The sequence below is a fragment of the Chitinophaga sp. genome (genome assembly GCF_019236475.1).
Classification (GTDB): Bacteria; Bacteroidota; Bacteroidia; order Chitinophagales; family Chitinophagaceae; genus Chitinophaga.
The window spans coordinates 1097526-1121432 of the sequence record NZ_JAFAIX010000012.1 but is presented as its reverse complement, the minus strand read 5'-3'; the positions used below and the strand labels follow the sequence as shown (position 1 = coordinate 1121432).

General features: G+C 43.7%; 22 protein-coding genes. 6 read left to right on the top strand and 16 right to left on the bottom strand.

What is annotated here, in order from left to right; translation table 11 throughout:
* Nucleotides 1–2 precede the first annotated feature (2 nt).
* Both JO154_RS20875 and JO154_RS20870 read left to right on the top strand, forming a co-directional pair.
* On the top strand, nucleotides 3–1487 hold the full coding sequence (locus tag JO154_RS20875; RefSeq protein WP_291949132.1) for a SusD/RagB family nutrient-binding outer membrane lipoprotein: 1485 nt from the start codon (nucleotides 3–5) through the stop codon (nucleotides 1485–1487).
* A gap of 171 nt (nucleotides 1488–1658) precedes the next feature.
* Entirely contained in the window at nucleotides 1659–2378 is a 720-nt protein-coding gene (locus tag JO154_RS20870) for a DUF2490 domain-containing protein (RefSeq protein WP_291949130.1), read from the top strand.
* A gap of 157 nt (nucleotides 2379–2535) precedes the next feature.
* Here the strand turns inward: JO154_RS20870 and JO154_RS20865 are convergent, their stop codons facing one another.
* From JO154_RS20865 to JO154_RS20855, 3 genes are all read right to left on the bottom strand, one after another.
* The gene (locus tag JO154_RS20865) at nucleotides 2536–2958 is read right to left on the bottom strand and encodes a YcxB family protein (RefSeq protein ID WP_291949128.1); all 423 of its coding nucleotides are present in this window, start codon (nucleotides 2956–2958) and stop codon (nucleotides 2536–2538) included.
* Nucleotides 2959–3036: 78 nt separating this feature from the next.
* Nucleotides 3037–3537, bottom strand: a complete 501-nt coding sequence (locus JO154_RS20860; protein ID WP_291949126.1) for a hypothetical protein — start codon at nucleotides 3535–3537, stop codon at nucleotides 3037–3039.
* A gap of 575 nt (nucleotides 3538–4112) precedes the next feature.
* Nucleotides 4113–7427 (bottom strand): vitamin B12-dependent ribonucleotide reductase, encoded by a 3315-nt coding sequence (locus tag JO154_RS20855; RefSeq protein WP_291949124.1) that lies wholly within the window; start codon nucleotides 7425–7427, stop codon nucleotides 4113–4115.
* Nucleotides 7428–7766: 339 nt separating this feature from the next.
* Here JO154_RS20855 and JO154_RS20850 point away from each other — a divergent pair, with 339 nt between their 5' ends.
* A complete protein-coding gene (locus tag JO154_RS20850; protein WP_291949122.1) occupies nucleotides 7767–8528 on the top strand; it encodes a geranylgeranylglyceryl/heptaprenylglyceryl phosphate synthase in 762 nt (253 codons plus the stop codon).
* A 136-nt stretch (nucleotides 8529–8664) separates the two neighbouring features.
* On the opposite strand, the gene JO154_RS20845 is transcribed toward JO154_RS20850, so the two are convergent.
* Together JO154_RS20845 and JO154_RS20840 are read right to left on the bottom strand one after the other, a co-directional pair.
* Nucleotides 8665–9393 (bottom strand): response regulator, encoded by a 729-nt coding sequence (locus JO154_RS20845; RefSeq protein WP_111594756.1) that lies wholly within the window; start codon nucleotides 9391–9393, stop codon nucleotides 8665–8667.
* 103 nt (nucleotides 9394–9496) lie between these two features.
* A complete protein-coding gene (locus JO154_RS20840; protein WP_291949118.1) occupies nucleotides 9497–10519 on the bottom strand; it encodes a histidine kinase in 1023 nt (340 codons plus the stop codon).
* Nucleotides 10520–10771: 252 nt separating this feature from the next.
* Between JO154_RS20840 and dxs the strand changes: the two genes are divergently transcribed.
* The 3 genes from dxs (at nucleotide 10772) to JO154_RS20825 (ending at nucleotide 15074) form a co-directional block, all read left to right on the top strand.
* Nucleotides 10772–12697, top strand: coding sequence for a 1-deoxy-D-xylulose-5-phosphate synthase (dxs, locus tag JO154_RS20835; protein ID WP_291949116.1), 1926 nt, complete (start codon nucleotides 10772–10774; stop codon nucleotides 12695–12697).
* Nucleotides 12698–12767: 70 nt separating this feature from the next.
* Nucleotides 12768–13814, top strand: coding sequence for an iron-sulfur cluster-binding domain-containing protein (locus JO154_RS20830; protein ID WP_291949114.1), 1047 nt, complete (start codon nucleotides 12768–12770; stop codon nucleotides 13812–13814).
* 72 nt (nucleotides 13815–13886) lie between these two features.
* Entirely contained in the window at nucleotides 13887–15074 is a 1188-nt protein-coding gene (locus tag JO154_RS20825) for a PAS domain-containing protein (protein WP_291949112.1), read from the top strand.
* On the opposite strand, the gene JO154_RS20820 is transcribed toward JO154_RS20825, so the two are convergent.
* The 11 genes from JO154_RS20820 to JO154_RS20770 all read right to left on the bottom strand — a co-directional run bounded on the left by JO154_RS20820 (nucleotide 15055) and on the right by JO154_RS20770 (nucleotide 23852).
* Entirely contained in the window at nucleotides 15055–15432 is a 378-nt protein-coding gene (locus JO154_RS20820; protein ID WP_291949110.1) for a hypothetical protein, read from the bottom strand. The two genes, JO154_RS20825 and JO154_RS20820, sit on opposite strands and share 20 nt — an antisense overlap.
* Before the next feature lie 165 nt (nucleotides 15433–15597).
* Nucleotides 15598–16332 carry an HAD family hydrolase gene (locus JO154_RS20815; protein WP_291949108.1) on the bottom strand — a complete coding sequence of 245 codons (735 nt, stop codon included), beginning with the start codon at nucleotides 16330–16332 and terminating at the stop codon, nucleotides 15598–15600.
* 50 nt (nucleotides 16333–16382) lie between these two features.
* Nucleotides 16383–17330: a DUF6528 family protein gene (locus JO154_RS20810; protein ID WP_291949106.1), complete on the bottom strand. Its 948-nt coding sequence runs from the start codon at nucleotides 17328–17330 to the stop codon at nucleotides 16383–16385.
* A gap of 124 nt (nucleotides 17331–17454) precedes the next feature.
* Nucleotides 17455–18168, bottom strand: a complete 714-nt coding sequence (locus tag JO154_RS20805; RefSeq protein ID WP_291949103.1) for a pirin family protein — start codon at nucleotides 18166–18168, stop codon at nucleotides 17455–17457.
* 136 nt (nucleotides 18169–18304) lie between these two features.
* A complete protein-coding gene (locus JO154_RS20800) occupies nucleotides 18305–18715 on the bottom strand; it encodes an OsmC family protein (protein ID WP_291949101.1) in 411 nt (136 codons plus the stop codon).
* A gap of 143 nt (nucleotides 18716–18858) precedes the next feature.
* Nucleotides 18859–19488 (bottom strand): NAD(P)H-dependent oxidoreductase, encoded by a 630-nt coding sequence (locus tag JO154_RS20795; RefSeq protein ID WP_291949099.1) that lies wholly within the window; start codon nucleotides 19486–19488, stop codon nucleotides 18859–18861.
* A gap of 72 nt (nucleotides 19489–19560) precedes the next feature.
* A complete protein-coding gene (locus JO154_RS20790) occupies nucleotides 19561–20088 on the bottom strand; it encodes a YceI family protein (protein WP_291949097.1) in 528 nt (175 codons plus the stop codon).
* A 59-nt stretch (nucleotides 20089–20147) separates the two neighbouring features.
* Nucleotides 20148–21020, bottom strand: coding sequence for a pirin family protein (locus tag JO154_RS20785; protein ID WP_291949095.1), 873 nt, complete (start codon nucleotides 21018–21020; stop codon nucleotides 20148–20150).
* Between the two features lie 100 nt (nucleotides 21021–21120).
* Nucleotides 21121–22026 carry a helix-turn-helix domain-containing protein gene (locus tag JO154_RS20780; RefSeq protein ID WP_291949093.1) on the bottom strand — a complete coding sequence of 302 codons (906 nt, stop codon included), beginning with the start codon at nucleotides 22024–22026 and terminating at the stop codon, nucleotides 21121–21123.
* On the bottom strand, nucleotides 22019–22810 hold the full coding sequence (locus JO154_RS20775; protein ID WP_291949091.1) for a segregation/condensation protein A: 792 nt from the start codon (nucleotides 22808–22810) through the stop codon (nucleotides 22019–22021). The genes JO154_RS20780 and JO154_RS20775 overlap by 8 nt, the downstream gene beginning before the upstream one ends.
* Before the next feature lie 91 nt (nucleotides 22811–22901).
* Complete coding sequence (locus tag JO154_RS20770; RefSeq protein WP_291949089.1) at nucleotides 22902–23852, bottom strand: DUF3078 domain-containing protein; 951 nt, start codon at nucleotides 23850–23852, stop codon at nucleotides 22902–22904.
* Nucleotides 23853–23907: the final 55 nt, after the last annotated feature.

Sequence of the window (23907 nt, the reverse complement as noted above, 5' to 3'; positions counted from 1 at the left end):
GTATGATGAATAAGATAACTAGATATAGCACAATAGCCCTGGTGGCCATCACAGCAGCTTTCACCGGTTGTAAAAAACTGGAAGATTATAACCGTAATCCAACAAAACCTACGGAGACACAACCACAATATCTACTGACTGGCGCTCAAAAATCCGCTATGGATGTACTGTATAGTGGATTACAAAATGGTTATATCGCCATGGAATACGCGCAATTCTGGACAGGAAATTCCCGCACCAACGACGCGCAATACCAACTGGATGAAGGCAACAACGCAGCATTGTGGAACACTTTGTACAGCACTGCCCTCCACAACCTGGACGATCTGGTAAAACAAAACAATTCCAAAACCAATAAAGTGGGTGTTGCTAACCAGAACGCCATTGCGCTAATCATGAAATCCTGGATCTACCAAATATTGGCAGATACCTACGGCAATATTCCGTACACACAGGCATTTCAGGTAACTACCAATATCACTCCGGCATATGATGATGCCCAAACCATCTACAAATCTTTACTGGACACACTCCAGCAACAGATTAATGTAATGGATGAAAACCAAAGCAGCTTTAATTCCGGAGATATTATCTATAATGGGAAAGTGGCCCTCTGGAAAAAGCTGGCACATTCACTCATGCTGCGTATGGCTATCCGTATGGCAGATGCGAATCCACAACTGGCCCAACAGATCATCGAAGCCCATTGGCAGAATGCCCTCAGCAGCAATGCGGATAATGCGCAATTCCAATACATGGATGCAGCGCCAAACAAGTTTCCGTACAATGAATCCGAAAGGGAAATCAGCGAGTTTTTCGTTACATCTACCCTGGTAGATTATATGAAAAGCGTACAGGACCCGCGACTGAATATCTATGCACGCCCTGCCAGAAACTCAGATACTATCAAAGGTCTGGCCTATGGTACTTCCAGTTCTGATAAAAACAGGCTTCCGCCAAATGAATACTCCTTCCCTGGAAAGCAGGTATATAGCGCTACTATGCCAGGTATCCTGATGAGTTATTCCGAAGTGGAATTCATTCTGGCAGAAGCTGCGGCTAGAGGTTGGAATGTAGGAGATGCCACCACGCATTACAACAACGCCGTAAGAGCGTCGCTGGAGTACTGGCGCACACTTGGAAAAGCTAGTTACACGGATACGGATATCAATGCCTATCTCACTAGGGTTCCTTACAATAGTGCAGATTGGAGAAATGTGATTGGATCACAAAAATGGCTGGCCTTTTATCCACAAGGGTTTCAGGCATGGTTTGAAAGAACAAGACTGCACTTCGCAAAACCAGGCGGAGCGCCATTATTCATAGCGCCGGTATCTGGCACTGTGGACCCAAAAGTTACTTTCGTTCCATACCGACTCACTTACCTCATTTCTGAAACCACGCAGAACCCCGACAATTACCAGAAAGCATCCCAAGCAATAGGAGGGGATACGAAGGGAACAAAACTCTGGTACAATAAATTTTAACAAAGTCGCAACTATAACACAACAACAATCATCTGACGTCCGGAAACAGCTACTATAGCTGATCCGGGCGTTTCCCATTTAAAAGCGATTGTATATTTCATTAACAGTCCTACCTTTTTAGATCTCCATCAAATTTTTATCTTTAATGCCAACCTATATTCGTAAGTAGCAATGAGTAGAAAATTTTCATGGCTGCTGCTGTTGGCGTTTGTCTGCCAGCAAGCAGTGGCGCAGGATGTCACGCATCTATATCAAAACTGGTATACCTATTTCGGTACCGCTAAAATCAATAATAAATGGGCCATTCCTTTTGATGTCCAGCTTCGTATTCGCGATGGTTTCAGCAACAAAGGCCAACTCCTGGTGCGGGGTGGTTTGCAATATTCGCTGAATAAACAAAATCATGTACTACTGGGATATGCGTATATCCCCACCTACAGCAATGCTGCGGATACTTGGCTACCAGAACATCGTATTTTCCAGCAGTATATCCACAAAAGCAAACAGGTCGACATGACGCATCGTTTCCGACTGGAACAGCGCTGGGTAGGCCAACCCAATCCAGACGGCCCACATAAGCCTGTAAATGATTGGAAATATGGCAACCGAACCCGGTATTTCAATCGTACGCAGTTGCCTATCAAACACAAAAAGGAGGTAACGCCATTCTATATCGCATTGCAAGATGAAATCTTCTTGAATCTGTGGGGTAATCAGATCAGCAATTTGCTATTTGATCAAAATCGTTTCTTGGTGGCCACTGGTTACCAGATCAAATCGAATCTGAAAGTGGATATTGGTTACATGAATCAGTTGATACAGGTCACTTCAGGAGCGAAAACCATGAATCATATCTTGCACTTTGGCGTATTTCACAATTTTGATTTATAGGGAGACACGCGTAAATCTGCTGCCTGTCGCCCTACCAGCAGTGCAAAGCTTTTTTGTCGGCCCTGCCCGCTGGGCAGGGCCGACAAAAAAGGGAAAAGGGGTTGACGTCGCAGACGTCAACCCCTTTTCCCTTTTTATTGATATAACCTCTAAAAACCTACGCCGCAATCTTCTCTTTCAGAAATTTCACACAGTTTTCAAACGCCTCATGAGATTTAAACGCGCTGGCTGGAATGAGGAAAAATGATTTCTTATCTCTATACAGGTAAATAAATTCTTTGGTTTCCACCACTTTGGAAAACTTATTCCAACTGATCTTACGTTCTTGATAGCTAGTGCCGGTGGAAATCATTAATCCTTCGTCTTCAAACTTCAGACGTATTTCATCTTTGAAGGTCTCAGCGCGGGTGTAGATAGACATGGGTAACAGGTACCAAAATACCCACACTAAAGCCAGGATCATAACAGTGATGCCGGTTAAAGCGCCAATTGTAACCAGATGGAAAACATAGCCAGCGAAAGTGGCCAGTAGGAAGATGATAATAGTGTTGCGAAATACCTTGATTTCGCCTCGATGCATAAAATGATAACGCAATGCACTTAACACTTCCCCCTTATTGTAATTAAACTCTACATGCATTACGTAATGCCACCAAATTTATCTGTTAACGGAAATCGACAATGGGTTATCCATATCGTCGCGTACAGTAACGGCTTCTTTCTTGCGAGACCGCTTGCAGTTGCTCAGGTCGTCTTCGCTGAAACCTGGAAAATTCTTCTTTACGAACAGGAAATACTGTTGCAGCACCTTAGGATCCACTTTAAATGGAAATAGCAGTTCCTTGCCACTAGACTTCAGGAAGTCGTTGGCGTTGATCTTATTTTCGTTCTGGAGGTACCATTTGTACAGATCCACAATAGCTTTTTCCAACTCTCCCTCATCTACTTTTTCAGGAGATTCTACCCTGGGAAACAAGAAGACAAACTCTTCCACTCGCAGTGGCTTGTTATTAGCGATAGTTTTGGAATTATTACGGTTATCGTTGTTATCTCCACCGTTTTTATCTCCATTGTTATCTCCATTCTTGAACCCAGTGTTGGCATATGCTGATGCGGCTGCGGCCAATACTACCAACAGCAGGAACAACAGCTTCTTCATAAGGCGCAAAATTTACGGATCTAAAAATACAATTTATTTTGGGATTAAGTTATGTTAAAATTTTTTCGGGAAAATTGACGAAAAACGCCCAAAAAGAGACCATTTCTTAAAAAAACAAAAGCAATGGGCGAACCATTGCTTTCGAGAGTCATTTACAGTGCATGATGAATCACGCGGTGTAGGAATATTTGGTTTTTCATAGGACAGTAACCATAATAAAAATTAATACAATAACAAATATAATAAAATTATATCATGACGATCACGACAAGGTAAATATTGGAAAAGCACTAAAAAAGAGGACTTATTTTTTAGTTCAATTAAAAAAAGAAGCAAATTTTAAAGAAAATGAAATATCTGATCCACCGACAGAATAATCGGAGATAGAGTAGAAGGTATTGACGGGCTCCTGGATACCTATATTTTTAAAAAATAAAAGGGCGCCTAGAAAAGCGCCCTCAATTTGTTACTATCCTATGAAAACCCTATTTGAATACAAAGGTAAGGGCATGTTATTTTTCTTTGAAATTTTAAAGGCTAAATAACATATCATTAACAAGAGTTGCAACACCAATTCAGCTACAACCCATGCTGTTACCGCAATTCAGACATTTGTAACATGTTCCGGAACGTACGGTAATATGACCACAAACATTACAAGCAGGCGCATCACTTTGCATACTTCTCATGTAATCTTGCGTACTATTTTCACCTTTTTGAACTGCTGTCACAGGCTGCTTTACGGCCTTAGGAGCGGATGCAGCAGAATTTCCTGCTGCTGTAACCCGCACATTCGATAATGGCGGCATCACACCAGGCGCCTCTTCATCTTCTTCACCCGTATTCGCCGGCGCATCTAATACATGTACCAGATCAGTCCGTCCCAAGTATTCATACCCTAATACCCTGAAAATGAAGTCCACCAACGATGTGGCTGTCTTTATGTTCGGATGATCTACCATCCCCGCCGGCTCAAATCGAGTAAACACAAACTTGTCTACAAACTCTTCCAACGGCACACCATATTGCAGTCCTACCGATACGGCAATTGAAAAACAGTTCATTAAACTACGTAAAGTAGATCCCTCTTTCGCCAGATCAACGAAAATCTCACCCAACGTACCGTCAGCGTACTCCCCAGTATGTAAGTAAATGGCCTGTCCGCCTACTCTCGCTTTCTGGGTAAACCCACCTCGTTTGGATGGCAAAGCTTTACGCTCCACGATCCTAGACAACTGACGCTTCAATGTGGTATCCTTACTGGCCTGCATACGCTTATTCACTTCCTCTAACAACTCTTCCGTACTGAGATCATCCAGGTCTATTATCTGGGAAGTGGCCGCCACAGGCGCATCTGATTTCTTTTTCTTTTCACTCTTGTTACTCAGCGGCTGACTAAGCTTACTTCCATCTCGGTAAAGCGCACAAGCTTTGAGTCCTAACTGCCAACTGAGCAGATAAGCATCTGCAATCGCATCTACTTCTGCTTCATGTGGCAAATTGATCGTTTTGGAGATAGCCCCTGAAATGAACGGCTGCGTGGCAGCCATCATCCGAATATGCCCATGCGGATGTATGTACCGCTGCCCATGCTTGCCACATTTATTTGCACAGTCAAATACGGCCAAATGTTCTTCTTTCAGATATGGTGCACCTTCTACGGTCATGGTGCCGCATACATAATCATTTGCAGCATCAATTTCCTCGTCATTAAATCCTAATGCATGTAACAGACTGAATTCCAAACTGAAATACTCTTCCGGTTTGAATCCTAACCGCTGCAAACATTCTTCCCCAAGCGTATGCACATTGAATACGAATGCAATATCAAAAGAAGAAACCACGGCATTATCCAGCTTCTTCAACTCTTCTCCTATAAATCCCTTTTCGCTGAGCGACTGATGATTGATATAAGGCGCACCGGCAAAGGAGCCAGTACCTTTGGCATAGTCTACAATAGCTTTGATTTCGGGAGACGCGTACCCAAGATGCTGAAGGGCTGATGGAATCGACTGATTGATGATCTTAAAATAACCGCCCCCGGAGAGCTTCTTGAATTTCACTAATGCAAAATCAGGTTCCACACCGGTGGTATCACAATCCATCACCAATCCTATTGTGCCAGTTGGAGCGATTACAGTTGCTTGTGCATTCCGGTATCCATACACTTCTCCTAGCTTCACGGCTTCATCCCAGGCTTTTGTAGCGGCTTTCAGCAAGTAATCCGGACAATATACTGCATGGATCCCTGCAGGCTTAATTTCCAGTCCCTCATACGCATCACTGGCATCGTAAGCTGCCGCCCGATGGTTCCGCATCACCCGCAACATATCTTCCCGGTTCTCACTATACCGCGCAAAAGGTCCCAAATGAGCAGCCATTTCCGCGGAAGTACGATAAGCTACTCCCGTCATAATGGCGGTGATAGCACCAGCTATTCCCCTGGCCTCTTCACTATCATACGGTATTCCGCTTACCATCAGCATGGAACCCAGGTTGGCAAATCCCAATCCCAACGTACGATAATCATAACTCAACTGCGCCACCTCTTTGGATGGAAACTGCGCCATTAACACGGAAATCTCCAACACTACTGTCCACAACCTGACCGTATATTCAAATCCTGGTACATCAAACATACTGCTGCTATCATCAAAGAATCTGCGCAGGTTCACGGAAGCAAGATTACAAGCGGTATTATCCAGGAACATATACTCCGAACATGGATTCGAAGCATTAATACGTCCTCCTTTCGGACAAGTATGCCACTCATTGATGGTGGTATCGTACTGTGTTCCGGGATCTGCACAACGCCAGGCGGCATAGGCAATTTGATCCCATATTTCCCGCGCTTTCAGCGTCTTTACGGGCTTACCGGTGGTGCGGGCAATCAGTTCCCAATCACCATCTTCTTCCAACTGATGGAAAAATTTATTAGGAATACGAACGGAATTATTAGAATTCTGTCCGGATACAGTTCTATAGGCTTCGCCTTCATAATCTGAAGAATAACCGGCAGCAATTAATGCCCCTACTTTCTTTTCTTCTTCTACTTTCCAATTGATGAAGTCCATAATTTCTGGATGATCCAGGTCCAGGCACACCATTTTAGCAGCTCTTCTCGTGGTACCGCCAGATTTGATAGCACCTGCTGCCCGGTCCCCGATTTTAAGGAAACTCATCAATCCGCTGCTGGTGCCTCCACCACTGAGCTTTTCCCCTTCTCCACGAATGCGGGAGAAATTCGTTCCTACACCAGAACCATACTTGAAAATGCGCGCTTCCCGTTGCCAGAGGTCCATAATACCGCCATCATTTACCAAGTCGTCATTCACACTCAGGATAAAACAGGCATGTGGCTGCGGCCGCTCATAGGCGGAAGTGGATTTCTCCAGTTTTCCGGTCTGCTGCTCCACATAATAATGCCCCTGCGGTTTTCCTTTTATGCCATAACTCTCAAACAACCCCGTATTAAACCATTGTGGCGAATTAGGTACACAACCCTGATTCAGCATGCTGTACACCAGTTCATCGTAAAATACTTGGGCATCCCTCGGCGACGCGAAATAACCATATTTCTCTCCCCAAGCCTTCCAACAATTAGCCATACGATGGACAACCTGCTTCACGGAGGTTTCACGCCCCAAACTACCGTCGGATTGCGGCACACCGGCTTTCCGGAAGTACTTCTGGGCTAAGATATCCGTCGCAATTTGCGACCACCCCGATGGAACTTCCACATTGTTCATCTCGAAAACGATATCCCCACCAGGATTCCTGATCACAGAAGAACGAAAATCATATTCAAACTGCTCATAGGGGCTTACTCCGGCCTTGCTGAAATGACGCGTAAACTCAAGTCCGGCTTCTCTGTTTGCTGGATTTTTCATGCTTAATTTTTCTTAGGATTATACAATACTGGTTACTGCGCTGCGGGTACCACTAAAGTAATTTTTTAATCGGGTAGAATAACCTACTTATTTTGCACAGCTTGTGGATAATTGCACAAACTCTTTGCGGGCAGGATTGTTATTAAAAAACATCCCCAAACCCGATATTTCCGGCTCAAAATTTGCCAGAAAGGGACGCATTAGAATTATGTCACTTATAAGGATGTAGTTATCATGAACTTCATGAATAAAAAATGACTGTCATGCATATTTATTTATCAATGTAGGTTATTAACAAAAAAATTATACATTTGCGACAACCGGAACAATGCGCTATTGATGTACAATAAAATATACAATTCGTTCATCGAAAGGAAGGCTAAGAAGGAAAAAGCATTCGCGGTTTTGATTGATCCTGACAAGGTAACCCCTGAAGGGATCATAGAACTGGGTGCAAAATGCACAACTGCCAAAGTAGACTATATCTTCCTTGGTGGCAGCCTTGTTATTACCGACCATCTGGATGAATGTGTTCAACAACTTAAAGCCAGTTGCGATATCCCGGTTGTATTATTCCCGGGAAGCCCTTCGCAGGTATCTCGATATGCAGATGCCCTGCTATACCTTTCTATGATCTCAGGAAGAAACCCTGAGCTCCTGATTGGCCAGCATGTTGTATCTGCGGCAGCCGTTAAAAAAAGCGGCCTGGAAGTAATTTCTACAGGATATATGGTCATTGATGGTGGCGCTCCTACTACTGTATCTTACATTAGTAATGCAACCCCCATCCCTTCAGATAAAGCGGATATAGCTATGTGCACTGCCATGGCCGGCGAAATGCTGGGCATGAAAGTGATCTATATGGATGCCGGCAGCGGCGCCCGTATACCTATCACAGAAACGATGATCAGCCGTGTGGCCAGCCAAGTAAGTGCCCCCATCATCGTGGGCGGCGGTATCCGCGATGCGGAAAAAGCCTACCGTAACTGCAAAGCCGGCGCCGATATCATCGTGGTAGGTAATGCGATCGAACATGACCCCTCCCTTATCAAAGAACTCGCCGATGCCGTTCACTCCGTGAACGCTCCCGTAAAAGCATAGACAGATCTAAAACGCGTTATAATAAAAAATGGGGCCCCTGCAGAAACAGGGGCCCTAATATTTTTAGTAGCAACTTTTTTTACAAGCTCGGTCTATGCCGGCATATTACAACACACTTAAGTAACTTCCTATCGTTCTAGAGACTCATCATCTCCTTAAATTTCACCGCCTGTCTGCGGCTCACTTCAATTTTCTCACCTCCACGCATTTCTAGCAATAATCCCCCGTTGAAATAGGTATCAATTTTCTCAATCATACGCAGGTTTACAATATGCTTACGGTTGGCACGGAAAAATACTCTTTCATCCAAACGCTCTTCCAAAGCATTTAAGGATTTGAGTATCAATGGTTTGTTAGACTCAAAATAAACCCTCGCATAGTTTCCTACACTTTCAAAAAGACGTATCTCCTGCAGCTTTACAAACCAACAGCGATCCCCATCTTTTACAAATACCTGGTCACTTTCAGACAACATTGTACGAACAGCCCCAGTGGCAGCCATCCGCTCTTTTTCTTCCTGCTGATGCAGCTTGTGAATGGCATCGGCCAGACGCTTAGGCTCTACTGGCTTCAACAAGTAGTCCAATGCATTGTACTCAAATGCCTTCAACGCATGTTCATCATAGGCAGTGGTGAAAATAACCTGCGGCATTTTTTCCAGCTCCTGCAACAGCTCAAAACCTGTCTTATCAGGCATTTGAATGTCTAAGAACAACAGGTCAGGATGCAAAGTCTCTATCTTCTCGATACCATCCTTCGCATTTACGGCTTCTCCCACCACCACGATCTCTGGATGGTCTGCGAGCAACTTCTTTAGCTCACTCCTCGCCAGACGTTCATCATCTATTATCAATGCTTTTTTCATTGGCAATATCAGGTTTGGTTGATGATTAAATCAAGTTAATAAATATAAGAATGCCATAGCTGGATTAGCTCCGGCTACAGCGGTTTAAAGTTATCAGTTTTTATTACAGCAATGGCATTATTACTCTGGCTTCCACCATTTTTTCATCCTTATTCCTGATCTCAAAAGATGCCCGGTTCCCGAATAGCAGACTCAACCGCTGACGTGTACTTTCAAGGCCAAAACCATGCCCATTCTTCAATTTCTCCACAAACTGGCCTGTATTTTCAATCAAGATTTCATGCTGCAATCCCTTCAGTCGAGAACTTATATGTACGTTCCCTCCACTGATGGTCTTGGAAATACCATGCTTAATGGCATTTTCCACTAATGTCTGTAACATCATCGGCGGTACCTGCAAGCCCAGTGTTTCCGGGTCTATATCGTAGGTAACATTCAATCGTTCCTCAAATCGTATCGTCTCTAATGCCAAATAATCCTTTACAATATTCAGCTCCTTCTCCATACTCACGGTTTCCGCCTTCTCTGCTGCCATAGAACTTCTCAATATATTGGACAACTCCGTAATCGCCGTCCGCGCACGCTGCGGATTCTCATCCACCAACGCCCGAATACTATTCAACGCATTGAATATAAAATGTGGATTCAACTGCGCCTTGATCGTCTTTAACTCCAATTCCTTCACCGTCGCCTGTAAGGTCAACTGATCCAGCTTCTCCATACGCGTCCGTTCTATATAATGATATAAAAAATATATCACCCACCAGACCGTCATAATCAGGTAACAACCCAATAATCCCCTGAATGGATTCGCATGGGCAAAATCCTCATCCTGCACCACATATCGCATAATGGCATAAAATCCACCAAATATCAAGGTCCCGGAACCGACCAACATCCAAAAAAAGAACATCAGTTGCTTATCCATTGGATACCCTTCCCAGTCCAGCTTCTTTACCCCCATGCGGAATAAATGCGTGAACAGAACCCCCAACACTATGATGACAAGCAGTCCCCCATAAAAACTTTCGGTGATATCTCCAGTATGTAGAAAAGCATTGACAAGGAAATATGAAAACCATCCAGTGATCTGGCACCACCAATATTTTGAAATATGCTTAAACATTAATATATGTTAGAATACTAGGTATATAACCAAATATACCCTTCTGGGAACCCTACTGAAACCTAATTGTTACAAAAGGTGCAATGACCGGTTAACTGGTTCAGGAACGGGTAGCAAACAAATAGAACGAAATTTTGTATAAGTTCTGTAAATTTAGGAAACTATCAGCTTGATAACAAACCATCAACCAGAACTCCAGAACAACAGCTTTTTTCCGTATTTTTGTCTCTTAAATAAACCCTGAGCCTTATCATGAATATTACGGCCGGTCAACTGTTGAGCCAAATAGAAAATCCTGCTGACCTTCGAAAGTTAAGCAAGGAACAGCTTCACCAGGTTTGTGAAGAACTGCGTCAATACATTATTGACGTTGTAAGCGTGCATGGTGGCCACTTCGCCGCCAGCCTTGGTGTGGTGGAACTGACAGTGGCATTGCATTACGTATATAATACTCCCTACGATCAACTGGTTTGGGACGTCGGCCACCAGGCCTACGGCCACAAAATCCTGACCGGTAGGAGAGAAGTATTCCCTACAAACAGGAAATACAAAGGCATCAGCGGATTTCCTAAAAGAGATGAAAGCCAATACGATACCTTCGGTGTAGGCCATTCCTCCACCTCTATATCTGCGGCATTGGGTATGGCCATGGCCTCCCACTATAAAGGCGAATTCGATCGTCAGCATATTGCGGTTATCGGTGATGGCGCCATGACAGCGGGTATGGCCTTCGAAGCCCTCAACCACGCCGGCGTTGCCAATGCAAACGTGCTGATTATCCTCAACGATAACTGCATGTCTATCGACCCTAACGTGGGCGCCCTCAAAGAATATCTTACCGATATCACTACTTCTCCTACCTACAATAAACTCCGCGATGACGTATGGAATCTGCTGGGAAAACTGCCGGTAGGTAAGAATTTCACCCGCGAAATGGCCTCCAAACTGGAAGCCAGCCTCAAAGGCGTGGTATCCAAATCCAGTAACCTGTTCGAATCTTTCGGTATGCGCTATTTTGGCCCTATCGATGGTCATAATATCACCAAACTGACAGATACCCTCCAGGACCTGAAAGATATCCCTGGCCCTAAACTGCTCCATATCGTTACCACTAAAGGTAAAGGCTATGCCCTCGCAGAAAAGGACCAAACCACCTGGCACGCACCAGGCCTCTTCGATAAAATCACCGGCGAGATCTTCAAGAAAGTACCTGAAAGACCTCAGCCACCTAAATACCAAGACGTTTTCGGCCATACCATCATCGAACTGGCCGAACAAAACGATAAAATCCTTGGCATCACCCCCGCTATGCCTTCTGGCTCCTCCCTCAAATTCATGATGGAAAAAATGCCAGATCGCGCATTCGACGTGGGTATCTGTGAACAACATGCGGTTACCCTCTCCGCCGGTATGGCCACCCAGGGTATGCGCGTGTTCTGTAACATCTACTCATCCTTCTTCCAACGGGCCTTCGACCAGGCAGTACATGATGTAGCTATTCAAAAGTTACCAGTAGTCTTCTGTCTTGACAGAGCCGGATTGGTAGGCGAAGATGGCCCTACGCACCACGGTGTGTACGATATCGCCTTTATGCGCGGTATCCCTAACGTCATCATCAGCGCCCCAATGAACGAGGAAGAACTCCGTAACCTCATGTATAGCGCTCAACTGCCGGAAAATAACCTGCCGTATGTGATCCGCTACCCACGCGGACAAGGTGTGATGCCTGAATGGCGTACTCCTTTCAAAGCCATACAAACAGGTACCGGCCGTAAACTCCGCGATGGAAAAGATATCGCTATCCTCTCCATCGGTCACCCAGGAAACTTCGTAACAGAAGCCATCAGAGAACTCCTCGCCGATGGCCTCCAGCCAGGTCACTACGATATGCGTTTCGTTAAACCACTGGATGAAACCCTGCTACACGAAATATTCCAGCAATACGATAAAGTTATCACCGTTGAAGATGGTACTATCACCGGTGGCTTCGGTAGCGCTGTCCTGGAATTCATGGCCCAACACAACTATAAGGCCGATATCAGAATGCTCGGCGTTCCTGATAAAATCATCGAACATGGCAAACCGGAAGAACTCTTCCGCGAATGTGGATACGATGCCGCTGGTATCGCCCGCGCTGCCCGCGAAATGATGAAAGACAAAATCACTGTCACTGCTTAAGCAGCAAATGCTTTCATAATACCGGAGTTACAGGCCTCAACGCCTGTAACTCTTTTTTTACCCACCCATTATGTACCTGGAACTCAGAATCACAGCTATAATCAGGGAAACGGAAGATACCCGCACCTACATGTTGGAAAACACCCAACCTGAAAAAATCGAATACCGAACGGGACAGTTTCTCACCTTTCTCATCCAGTTGCATAATATCACACACCGTCGCTCTTATTCTATCAGTACCACTCCCGGATTGGATAAACACCTGGCTGTCACCATCCGCCGCAAGGAAAACGGTGAAATCTCCCGCCATATCCTCCATACATGGCAAATCGGAGATATCGTCACCGCCCTAGAACCCTCCGGACGCTTTACACCTGGGCCCACCTCCTCCCAACCAAGAGATATCTTCCTATTGGCTGCCGGAAGCGGCATTTCCCCAGTCTACGCCATCTTACGCCAGTTCCTCCATACAGAGCCAACCGCTGCTGTTAAACTCATATACAGCAACTCTTCTCCAGAAAGAACCATCTTCCTGCAACAAATCCAGGAATTGGAGAAACAATACCCGTCTCAATTAAAAGTCATCTACTTATACAGCAACGATCCGGATGCGCTACATGCGTATCGCCGATTAAGTAATATCCTGCTGGAAATGCTGGTAAAACAACATCTCCGCTATCAGGCAGCAGATGCACAATTCTTCCTCTGCGGCCCACCGGATTATATGCGCATGATTGTGCTTACACTGACATTTATAGGCTTCCGTGAAGATCAGCTCTATAAAGAGAATTTCGTGGTAAATACAGCCGCTAAAATCGAAAGAATAGGCATTCCAGAAGATGCCAGTCCCAAACAACTCACGATTCAATTACATGGGCAAGAAATTGAACTGCAAGTACCAGGAAACGAACCCATCCTACAATATGCATTAGACCAAGGTATTGCTCTTCCGTATAGTTGCAAGGGTGGCGTTTGTGGCTCTTGTACAGTGCAATGCAAAAAAGGAACAGTGTGGATGTCTGTCAATGAAGTACTCACCGACCGCGACCTTAAGCAAGGATTGGTACTGACTTGCACTGGCTATATCACAGATGGGCCTGCTATTATCGAAGTGTAATCACGAGGACCAGCCTGATATTAATTTTTTATCAGCCCATCCATAATTGCAAAAAATTGAGGAACTTCAGGAATGCGAAAGGTTCCTCTGAAAATCGTTGTACTATGCCTGTTGACCATTGTGGCAAGCATAAACGGATACTTCCTTCTTGCACCCAATACAGGCATTCAATTTCTTACAGCAGATGTTCAATACCTGCTGTTTTGTAACGAATTGTTGTTAATAGCAGCCATCATTATAGTCATTATTCTAGCTGTCAGAAGAACTCGCAGATCTATTCAGTATGAACGCCTCTTCTACGATCATCCGATTCCCATGTGGATCTATGAAAAGAGTACGCTCCGTTTTCTCTCCGTTAATAACGCTGCCGTCGCACAATACGGCTTCACCCGCAAGGAGTTTTTACAACTAACGTTAAAGGATATCCGAAAAAAGGAAGAAATTCCTTACCTGATGAATAATGTGCGCGAACGTTGTAATGGTGTGGAATATCGTGGTATCTGGAAACACAGGAAGAAAAACGGGGTCAATTTCTTTGTTGAAATATACGGTCACTCTGTTATCTATCGCGGTAAAGAAGCCAGGTTTATTATGGCGAAAGATGTGGATAACCAAATAAAAGCCGCCAGGAAAGCAAGCGAAGAAGGAGTAAGGTATGAACTGCTGGCACAAGCTACCAATGATGCCGTATATGATCGAAATCTGCTCACAGGCGCAGTGGTATGGAATCACGGACTATCCAGCATCTTCCATTACAAAAATGATAAATTCACAGAGGTTTTGCAATGGTGGAAAAATAATATTCATCCGGAAGACCGTCATTCAGTAATCGCTTCGCTGGATAACGCCACTTTCGCTCATCGTCATTACTGGTCTGCCGAATATAGATTTAGATGTGCAGATGGTAATTACAAATATGTTACCGATAGAGCCAATATTACCTACGAAAGTGGCGATGCCGTTCGCATGATTGGTATGATGCAAGACATAGATCAACATGTCCGCCAGGCTAAACGACTGGAAGAACAAAACCGGACGTTAAAAGAAATATCCTGGATCAACTCCCATGAAATACGTAGACCCGTTGTCTCAATTCTCAGCATCGCAGAATTGTTTGATCTGGAGAATAAAGACATGCGCTTCAATGCTCAGTTGATGGACTGGTTACGCCAATCCACATTGCAACTGGATGAAATCATTCATAAAATCGAATCAAAGGCCCGTGCTATCAATGGAGGCGCTAGCCATGAGCAGACATGAACTGATTGAATTCACTTTTTAATTCCGTATATAGTTTTTGGAAAGTTTCCATACGCCCTTGTATCGTGTCGTAATCTTCTACAGGACGGTCATCGTGGTTCACTATGGACGGGGAGTCCGCTAGTTTTTTTGCACATTGCTTGATGTCGTGGAACATTTCATCTGCGACCTCTCGCTGCCGTAGGATGCGGTTCTCAAAGTGCTCCACTCTACTCATCACCTCTTTGGGTGCTTTACTCAGAGCGATCTGTTCGAGCCTCTCCCGCATCAATCCTACTTCTTCTTTTACTTCTCTAACTTCTTCCTTCCAGGAATTAATCTGCTCATGCAGATCTGTGGGTTGTGTGCTGGTATCCATGGTGTATTAATTTAAATGATGATTAAAATAAGCATCATTAACTAAGCTATCGTCAATATCCAATTAACAGATTACACCAGACTATTGTTATATTTTCACGTAACGTTCTTCTAAGGTACGGACTTTATCCGTAGCAATGGATAATTTCAAATTACACTATCTTAATCACACATTATCAATCAGTGTGGTAAAAGAATGATGTTTTTCCATCGCTTCAAGTATGCCGCCTGCCCCAATTCTGTGGGCATGCCAGACGTGCTGCATACTGGCTGTCTGCGTCAGCAATTCATCCTCTGCACCACCTACTACTACGCCTCGCAAACCTGTTTCATACATAGCCAGATCATTCATAGAATCTCCTGCTACCAAAACCTGATCCTGCGCTGTTCCCAATACTTCCAACAATTTCAAGAGCGTATATCCTTTGTTTACGCCTCCTGGTAATACATCCAAGTATTTGCCGGCAGATAACAATAGATCACAAGAGAAAGCAGTGGCTACTGTTTGCGCGGAAGTAATATCTGTTTGTGCATCGTAATAGTAAGAGCAGCGGTATTGCTGTTGCGCTTCCTGATGTAACAGACCTGCCACGGTTTTCAGCCTTTCACGTACTTGATCGCCCGGCCACTTGGCCGCTATACCCGATTGTATGGGCTCTACAGGCATCATTGTCGGGAAATGCGTAACGGTAGCACCCACATCACAGATGATATACTCAGGCCTCGGAAGGTCCGTGTCTTCCAATAAATTCAAAACACTTCGTATACCCCTTCCTGTTACAAATACCAAGCGTAAGTCAGGCGATTCTTTAATAAGCTGATATAAAGTTGTTCTGTCTTCGTCTGTTCCTCCTAGAAAGGTTCCATCAAGATCTGTAGCCAACAGCATAGGTTCCATCATTAGTCCGATATGAAGTTAGCCAAAATCAGGGAAACCAGCATACAGTATAATTATTTGCAGATATGAAAATCAAATCCTTCCGGATTGCTGAAAGTATCAGGTAAGACCCATCTTGCTTTATAAATTTTCCATCCTTTATGCTGGAAAATAATATTGGCGCCAGCATCCAGTACTTCGTCTGTCCACCAGGATTCTTTAGGCCTGATCACAATAGTAGGGAAGCCAGCAGGGCCAGAAGATACGCTCTTGATATTATCTTGTAATACGCGGTCGGCCGGCGTCAATTTCTGGAGGATCACATCAAAGTAATACACATTGCTGGCATTGGTAAGCCACAGTCGTTGTTGACCGTATACAGGAAAAAGATCGTGTCCTTCTGTGCCTGGCATAGCAATCGTTGTATCTGACACTAAATCAGGTGCAGCGCAATTATGATTATAACGAAATGAACGGATAGACGACATTCCCACGGACCACAGTTTGTTTCTCCATCCATCCCAAACCACGTTATGACCAAACTCAATAGGTATCTTTTTCGCATACACGCCATCCGGGAAATGATCTGTATCTGTTTTAAATACCGTCAGGAAATTGCCGGTACTGGAAGCACTAACGATATTGCCATCGGGTAGGAGTTCTGCGGAATGCGTATTCCCTCCGGCATAAGCATAAAAGACTACTTTTTTGTCTGCAATCCGAATCAGTGCAACACCTCCTCCCGATGCCGTCATCAGTACATAATGGCGGTTATATACCACCTTGGCCTCGCTGGGATTACTGAACCATTTTACGTGATCCGGCTGCACGTTGGAGCGATCGGGTCTCCACTCCCAAATCATTTTCCCAGATTGGATATCTACAATGACTATTCTATTTTCTGATTGCTCTGCAATAACGATACATTTATCGCAAGAAGCCACGCGGGGATGCTTTTCGCCAGCTTTACATAAAACTGTTAATAGGAAGCAGAAGACGACAAACAGGGAAAGACGTTTCATTAGTAAGGATCTTTGAGCTAAGGTTACAATTTTTTACCGGAAAATAAAATGCAGTTACAATAAAAAAAGGGCGACAGGATTGCTACCTATCGCCCTCGAATAATGGGTTAGTATATAGTTCGAATTATTGCAACATCGGAACATCTATTAACAAAAACTCTGCCGATTTGTTTACTTCAATCTCCAATTGTTGGTAATCCGAAATACCAATTGCATCTTTTGCTTGCAATATATCATCTCCTACTTTTGCTTCACCACTGATTAGGAAGAGATAACTGCCTATACCAGCCTGTTTGGGAGCAATCGTAAACTGTTGCCCTGCATCAAAATTCCCCAGAGAAAACCAAGCATCCTGGTGTAACCAGAGTTGACCTTCTTTTTGTTCCGGAGAAATTACGACCTGCATTTTATTATGTCGATCTTGTGGATCGAAAGCCAGTTGATCATAACGAGGATGTACATTTCTGTGTTTCGGGAAAACCCAGATCTGGAGAAAGTTTACATCTTCTGTTTTACTGGCATTGAATTCAGAGTGAACCATACCTGTACCGGCACTCATAATCTGAATTTCGTTTGTTTGGATCACTTTATCTCTGCCGGTATTATCTTTATGTGCAAGCGCGCCATTCAATACAATAGACACAATTTCCATGTTATCGTGCGGGTGAGAACCGAAGCCCATACCACCTTTTACCCAATCGTCGTTGAGTACGCGAAGTGCACCGAAATGAATCATTTCAGGATTATAGTAATTAGCGAAGCTAAAGGTATGATGTGATTTCAGCCAGCCATGATCTGCGAATCCCCTGTCTGCTGCACGATGTATTATTTGTTTCATAATTACTCCTTTTTAAACAATACAAATATCGCACATCTGCAATGGGTAGAGAATGGACGTTCCATAGAAAAGCATGGACAAAAATACAAAAGGGCCGCCAGTGGCAGCCCTTTTGAAAGATAAATACAGTTATTGATTATACCAGGGTAGCATCCATGGTAATTTTTGTATTCAGCAGTTTGGAAATAGGGCAGTTTGCTTCTGCATCTTTTGCAAATTCAGCAAACTTAGCTGCATCCAGACCAGGAACGCTCGCTTTTACTTCCAGGTGGCTTTCTACGATAGCGCCGTTCTCGAAAGTAATAGTGCATTTGGTATCGATGTTACCAGGAGTCAGACCTGCACCGGAAATGATGAAGCTCAGCTTCATAGTGAAACAGCCAGCATGCGCAGCAGCAACCAGCTCTTCAGGGTTTGTTCCAGCGCCATCTTCAAAACGGCTGCTGAAAGAATATGGTGTGTTATTCAGGGCACCAGCTTGGGAAGTCAGCGAACCTTTACCTTCCTTACCAGTTCCTTGCCAATTGGCAGATGCAAATCTTTTCATGTTTTAATATTTTACTTTTTGCGGTGAAAAAAGCAGTGTAGGACGCCAAATTACAAATTAATTCCGGAATTCATCGTGTACATAGAAAGGCCTCTCCGCAGATATCCGCAAAGAGGCCATTCCTATTACCTGTCAATTGATCCTTAAATTACTTCTACGAATTCTTCCAATGGCTTACGTACTTTCTTAGCATGCTGCATCGCATCTTCTGTTGATCTAAATCCTACTGCTGCAATTACCACAGCAGATAAACCTTTCTCTTTCAGTCCTAAAATTTCATCGTATTGCGCAGGAACAAAACCTTCCATTGGAGCAGCATCAATACCTAAATCGGCGGCGGCTGTCAGCAAGGTACCCAAGGCAATATATGCCTGTTTGGAAGTCCAAGCAGCAGCACCGGCGGCATCCAAGCTACGTACTGTACCTTTCATCATATTAGAAAAGTCAGACAGCATGGCATGATCTATATTGCGTGTTTCGGCAATGTTCTTCGTATAATCATCCACGTGTGATTCTGCCAAGTCAGCTACTCTCGCAAACACAATCAATTGGGATGCATCGGTGATCTGTGGCTGGTTATAGGAAGCTGCTCTCAGTTTTTCACGCACAGCAGGATTTTCTATTACCAGCATTTTATATGGCTGCAAGCCATAAGCGGAAGCAGACAAACGAGTGGCTGCAATCAAATTATTTAACTGCTCTTTGCTCAGTTTTTTGCTCGGGTCAAATTTCTTAACAGCATAACGCCATTGCAATTTCTCTACGATATTCATCTCTAAATTTCTTTATCTTATAAATCGACAATAACAGCCACATCTTCCGATACAGCTGTTATTGGGATATGATTACTGTTGTTTTACCATTTGAATGCTAGCCAGGAGTTTTACCTCGTCGCTCAGCATAATACTACCTGCTTCGGTTACTGCATGGAAAGTAAGACCAAAATCTTTACGATTGATTTTACCGCTCAGCTCAAAACCAGCTTTGGTTTGGCCCCATGGATCCACAACTTCACCACCGAATTCCACTTTCAATTCTACTGGGCGAGTATTATCGCGGATAGTCAGATCACCAATCAGTTTGTAATTTTCATCATCCACTTTTTTCACTTCTTTGGATACGAAAGTCATTTTAGGATATTTCGCAGCTTCGAAGAAATCGGACTGTAATAAGTGCTGGTCGCGTTGTTCATTCTGTGTGCTGATACTGTTGATATCTGCCTCGAAAGTTATATTAGCATTGGAGAAATCATTACCAGTTGTTTGCATAGTAGCATCGAACGTACCGAATTGGCCGGTAACGGTAGTGATCATCAGGTGTTTTACTTTAAATTGAACATCACTGTGAGTAGGATCAATTTTCCAGGTAGTCATATAATTTGAATTAAAAGTGTTAAGAATAAAATTGTTTATGTATGTAGATGTAATAATACTTAGTTCAAAAAGCCCATCTTGCCGGCATTGTAATCGTTAATCGCTTCTACGATTTCTTCTTCGTTGTTCATCACAAAAGGACCGTAAGCGAAAATCGGTTCATCTATTGGTTCGCCGCTCAGTAAGAGTAATGAGCTATCTTCCTGTGCTGTGATCGTGATTTCAGTTCCTTTCTTATCGAAGAATACCGTTTCCACTGCATTGGCAAGTGTCCCGTCGAAGTCGGCTTTACCTTGCATTAGTACCACCATGGTATTAAAGTTTTCAGGGTAAGACATGGTTACACTGTCGCCTTTTTTCAACTGCACATCGAGTAGGTTCACTGGAGAATAAGTACTGGCAGCGCCTTTAGTACCATTGTATTCCCCGGCAATCACACGCAGGTAGCTCTTTTCAGAAATGGCTACTACAGGAATTTCTGCTTTAGTCAGGTTCTGATAATGAGGTTTGTCGCTTTTATATGCCTTCGGCAGATTTACCCACAACTGGGCCATTTCTACTTTACCACCTCGTTTGCTGAATTCAGTTTCGTGCTTCTCTTCATGAACGATACCATTTGCAGCAGTCATCCACTGCACATCGCCAGGAGCCAGTTTACCATAGCTGCCGGTTGAGTCGCGGTGTTCCAGTTCGCCCTGGTATACCACTGTTACGGTTTCAAATCCTTTGTGAGGGTGTTGATCTACACCACGAGGACGGTTGGTAGGCGGGAAATAAGCAGGTGCGCCGTAATCCAATAAGATAAAAGGGCTTACCCGGTTATTTTCATTGCGTGTACCGCCAGGCAGTACACTATGCACTCTGAAGCCATCTCCTACCATGTGAGGGGCAGGTGCTTTATATATGTCGGTTACATGTTTTATTGTTTTCATAATTGCCTCCTGATTAAGACAACACAAAAGTACATGTTACAACATCCTTGTAAAATGGATAAAACTCACCGAGTAATGGACTTTTTTTCTAAAAAGGGATTTATGGCTGGGTATTTACCGCTTTGGAGGCTTCTTTGAACTCAGAAGGGCTCTGATTGGTATATTTTTTAAAGAAACGACTGAAGTAATGAGGGTCCTCAAACCCTAGCTTGTAGGCGATTTCCTTGGCGGTGAGGTCGGTAAAATGTAAGTATCGCTGCGCTTCCAAGATAACCCGGTTGCGGATGTGTTCACCAGCGGTAATACCAGACAATTGCTTACTTATTTCATTCAGTAACACTGGTTTAATATATAGCAGATTAGCATAATCTGACACATTCTTTAATTCCGTGTACTTATCTTCAATTAAGTTCTTGAAATTCAGGAAGATAGAGCTATTATGTGCAGCAAGCTGATCGGTGGTAGCCACCACACTTTCCCCTTTCACCCTGGATGCTAATACAAGGAAGTAACGCAGCAATCCATGGAGGGCGGTATCATAGTCAGGTTCCTTCAGGCTCAATTCCTTCATCATTAAGTGGATAACCGCCTCAAAATCGACGGATTCCTCATTGTTGATAGTTATAATAGAACTGAACTGATTATTAAAAAAGAGGCTGGATTTAATGCTGGAAGTCTGCTGTTGATCACGCAGGCACATGAATGAATCCTGGAAAGCGATCATATAGCCTTCAATCTTCTGGCTGGACTGGATATTATGCACTTGTCCAGGCGCGAGGAAAAAGAGGGTATTATCCTTTACTTCATGGACAACGGAGTCGATCGTTTGGGTGAGTTTTCCGGTTTTAATCCAGTAAATGGTATAGAAATCATGCCGGTGAGGCACACCTATTTGTTGGAAAAAACTCTCTCCCAATTCGCACAAACCAGATACGATGAAAGTAGGGTTACTATGTTCATAATCCGGTAAGGACACTATCTCAATATTTCCTCTTTTATCAGCCATCGATAACTACTCCTGCAGGTTCTTCCTCCCTATTGGAAGGATCAATATAATCAATGATAAAATTATTTCTACCTTCTCCCACCATAATACCGAGGTGCTTCATCTGTACTAATTCCAGCATAGAGAGGAACAGGAAGATAGCATGTACTCTGTCTTTACAGTGATCGAATATTTTCTCGAAGGAAAGGGTACGCTCTGCACGGGCCAGTTCTTCCATATACATCCTGGAACCTTCCATGGTGTAATCATACTTGTAAACAACGTGCTGCGGTTTGTTATCCCGCTCTTTCATGCGTTGGATAACTTTCTCGAAAGTCTTTGCCAGCTTGAAGAGTGTGAGGGTCTGTACTTCTGTTCCTTCTGAGGTGGCTTCTCCGATTTCCGATAGTTCTTTGGCAATATTTCCACGTTTAATGGCCAGCATTCTATCCGCTTCCATCTCCGCCAATTCAATGGCAGCTTGTTTGTAACGCTTATATTCCAAGATCTTGTCAATCAGTTCCAGCCTTGGATCGATCTCATTTCCCTGCTCATCCAGCTCTTTGCGAGGCAGCAGCATCTTCGCTTTGATACGCATCAGCGTAGATACGAAGAGAATAAATTCACTGGCCAGTTCTATATTCAGCGATTCAATATGATGAATATAATCAAGGAAATCCTGTGTCAGCTTGTTGATGGGGATATTGTAGATATCCAGTTCATCTCGCTCAATGAAGAACAACAGCAGATCAAAGGGCCCCTCGAACTGTGGCAGTACAATTTTATATGTGGATTGATCGATCACGGTTAGGTTTTTAATTGTAAACAGCAGCAAGTGCCTGTAAAAGACAAATCCCTGCTGCTGTTGATATCAAAAATAACAAAATTCCCGGTAACTAGAACTTGGCGGCAAATCCAATCCCCAAGACCTGCTTGACCTGTAATCGAGGTCCAAGCACACCTGTCTTCTTATTTTCAAACACTTTCACATTATCGTCATATATCATATCCACTGTCAGTACGGTGGAGATCCACTTATTTACTTTCAGTTCCAATGCATTTGTAAAGTAGACATTGATATTCTGTGGATTATGTCTGTAGTTAGAGAATAAATCCAATCGTCCTTTATAATTAATATTCTTAGCAATAGTTTTTATGTAGTTAGCAGAGAGATACGCACCCATTTCATATTTTACGTGCTTACCAGTATCAACGCCATAAGCCCCATGCATAGATAAATACTTATCCATTACTATCACGAAACGCGCGGTAGCAGGAGAGAGGAACAGTGAAAACTCATCATTGGGTCTGTAATCAAAACCCGGAGAAACTAAGGTATACGCAGGTGAAAGGAAAGTAGAGGAAAATACAGGGGTAGTATCTGCGGGATACTGATAACCATCTGTAAACTGTGTACGAAGGTTAACCAATCCACTCACAAACCAATGTCTACCAATGTCATAACCATATTTGGTAGTCAGATCAATACGGTCGTCACTTTTACGTCCGCCAAGGCTGGTAGTATTAATATAACCATATGCCAGATCAGCTACATTGCTCCATTCTCTTCTTCCATTTTTGTAATTAGCCCAACCGAAGATGGTAGACCCAAGGGAAAAGGAGAAGTTGTCTCCCCCAGCAGCCCAATTACTCAAAGTTCCTTGGTTGATGTTAACATTCAGATTTACCCCTTTTCTCCAGCCATTAGGGATAGTATCCTTATCATCTTTTTTCTTCAGTTTCTTGGCGGCAGCTTCCCGCTCGTTCTTCATCCAGCTATTATCCTGAGCCTGGACCATCAAACAAAATAACAGGCAGCATGCAATGGATAAAGTAAATCTTTTCATCAATTACTATTTTATTGTTCTTCTTAGTATGAAATAGCCAACCTGTTTCCCCTTA

What these genes read in the sequence shown, in the direction of transcription:
- JO154_RS20875 (WP_291949132.1), top strand. Translation starts at nt 3, where the DNA reads ATGATGAATAAGATAACTAGATATAGCACAATAGCCCTGGTGGCCATC.
- JO154_RS20870 (WP_291949130.1), top strand. Translation starts at nt 1,659, where the DNA reads ATGAGTAGAAAATTTTCATGGCTGCTGCTGTTGGCGTTTGTCTGCCAG.
- JO154_RS20865 (WP_291949128.1), bottom strand. Translation starts at nt 2,958, where the DNA reads ATGCATCGAGGCGAAATCAAGGTATTTCGCAACACTATTATCATCTTC.
- JO154_RS20860 (WP_291949126.1), bottom strand. Translation starts at nt 3,537, where the DNA reads ATGAAGAAGCTGTTGTTCCTGCTGTTGGTAGTATTGGCCGCAGCCGCA.
- JO154_RS20855 (WP_291949124.1), bottom strand. Translation starts at nt 7,427, where the DNA reads ATGAAAAATCCAGCAAACAGAGAAGCCGGACTTGAGTTTACGCGTCAT.
- JO154_RS20850 (WP_291949122.1), top strand. Translation starts at nt 7,767, where the DNA reads ATGTACAATAAAATATACAATTCGTTCATCGAAAGGAAGGCTAAGAAG.
- JO154_RS20845 (WP_111594756.1), bottom strand. Translation starts at nt 9,393, where the DNA reads ATGAAAAAAGCATTGATAATAGATGATGAACGTCTGGCGAGGAGTGAG.
- JO154_RS20840 (WP_291949118.1), bottom strand. Translation starts at nt 10,519, where the DNA reads ATGTTTAAGCATATTTCAAAATATTGGTGGTGCCAGATCACTGGATGG.
- dxs (WP_291949116.1), top strand. Translation starts at nt 10,772, where the DNA reads ATGAATATTACGGCCGGTCAACTGTTGAGCCAAATAGAAAATCCTGCT.
- JO154_RS20830 (WP_291949114.1), top strand. Translation starts at nt 12,768, where the DNA reads ATGTACCTGGAACTCAGAATCACAGCTATAATCAGGGAAACGGAAGAT.
- JO154_RS20825 (WP_291949112.1), top strand. Translation starts at nt 13,887, where the DNA reads ATGCGAAAGGTTCCTCTGAAAATCGTTGTACTATGCCTGTTGACCATT.
- JO154_RS20820 (WP_291949110.1), bottom strand. Translation starts at nt 15,432, where the DNA reads ATGGATACCAGCACACAACCCACAGATCTGCATGAGCAGATTAATTCC.
- JO154_RS20815 (WP_291949108.1), bottom strand. Translation starts at nt 16,332, where the DNA reads ATGATGGAACCTATGCTGTTGGCTACAGATCTTGATGGAACCTTTCTA.
- JO154_RS20810 (WP_291949106.1), bottom strand. Translation starts at nt 17,330, where the DNA reads ATGAAACGTCTTTCCCTGTTTGTCGTCTTCTGCTTCCTATTAACAGTT.
- JO154_RS20805 (WP_291949103.1), bottom strand. Translation starts at nt 18,168, where the DNA reads ATGAAACAAATAATACATCGTGCAGCAGACAGGGGATTCGCAGATCAT.
- JO154_RS20800 (WP_291949101.1), bottom strand. Translation starts at nt 18,715, where the DNA reads ATGAAAAGATTTGCATCTGCCAATTGGCAAGGAACTGGTAAGGAAGGT.
- JO154_RS20795 (WP_291949099.1), bottom strand. Translation starts at nt 19,488, where the DNA reads ATGAATATCGTAGAGAAATTGCAATGGCGTTATGCTGTTAAGAAATTT.
- JO154_RS20790 (WP_291949097.1), bottom strand. Translation starts at nt 20,088, where the DNA reads ATGACTACCTGGAAAATTGATCCTACTCACAGTGATGTTCAATTTAAA.
- JO154_RS20785 (WP_291949095.1), bottom strand. Translation starts at nt 21,020, where the DNA reads ATGAAAACAATAAAACATGTAACCGACATATATAAAGCACCTGCCCCT.
- JO154_RS20780 (WP_291949093.1), bottom strand. Translation starts at nt 22,026, where the DNA reads ATGGCTGATAAAAGAGGAAATATTGAGATAGTGTCCTTACCGGATTAT.
- JO154_RS20770 (WP_291949089.1), bottom strand. Translation starts at nt 23,852, where the DNA reads ATGAAAAGATTTACTTTATCCATTGCATGCTGCCTGTTATTTTGTTTG.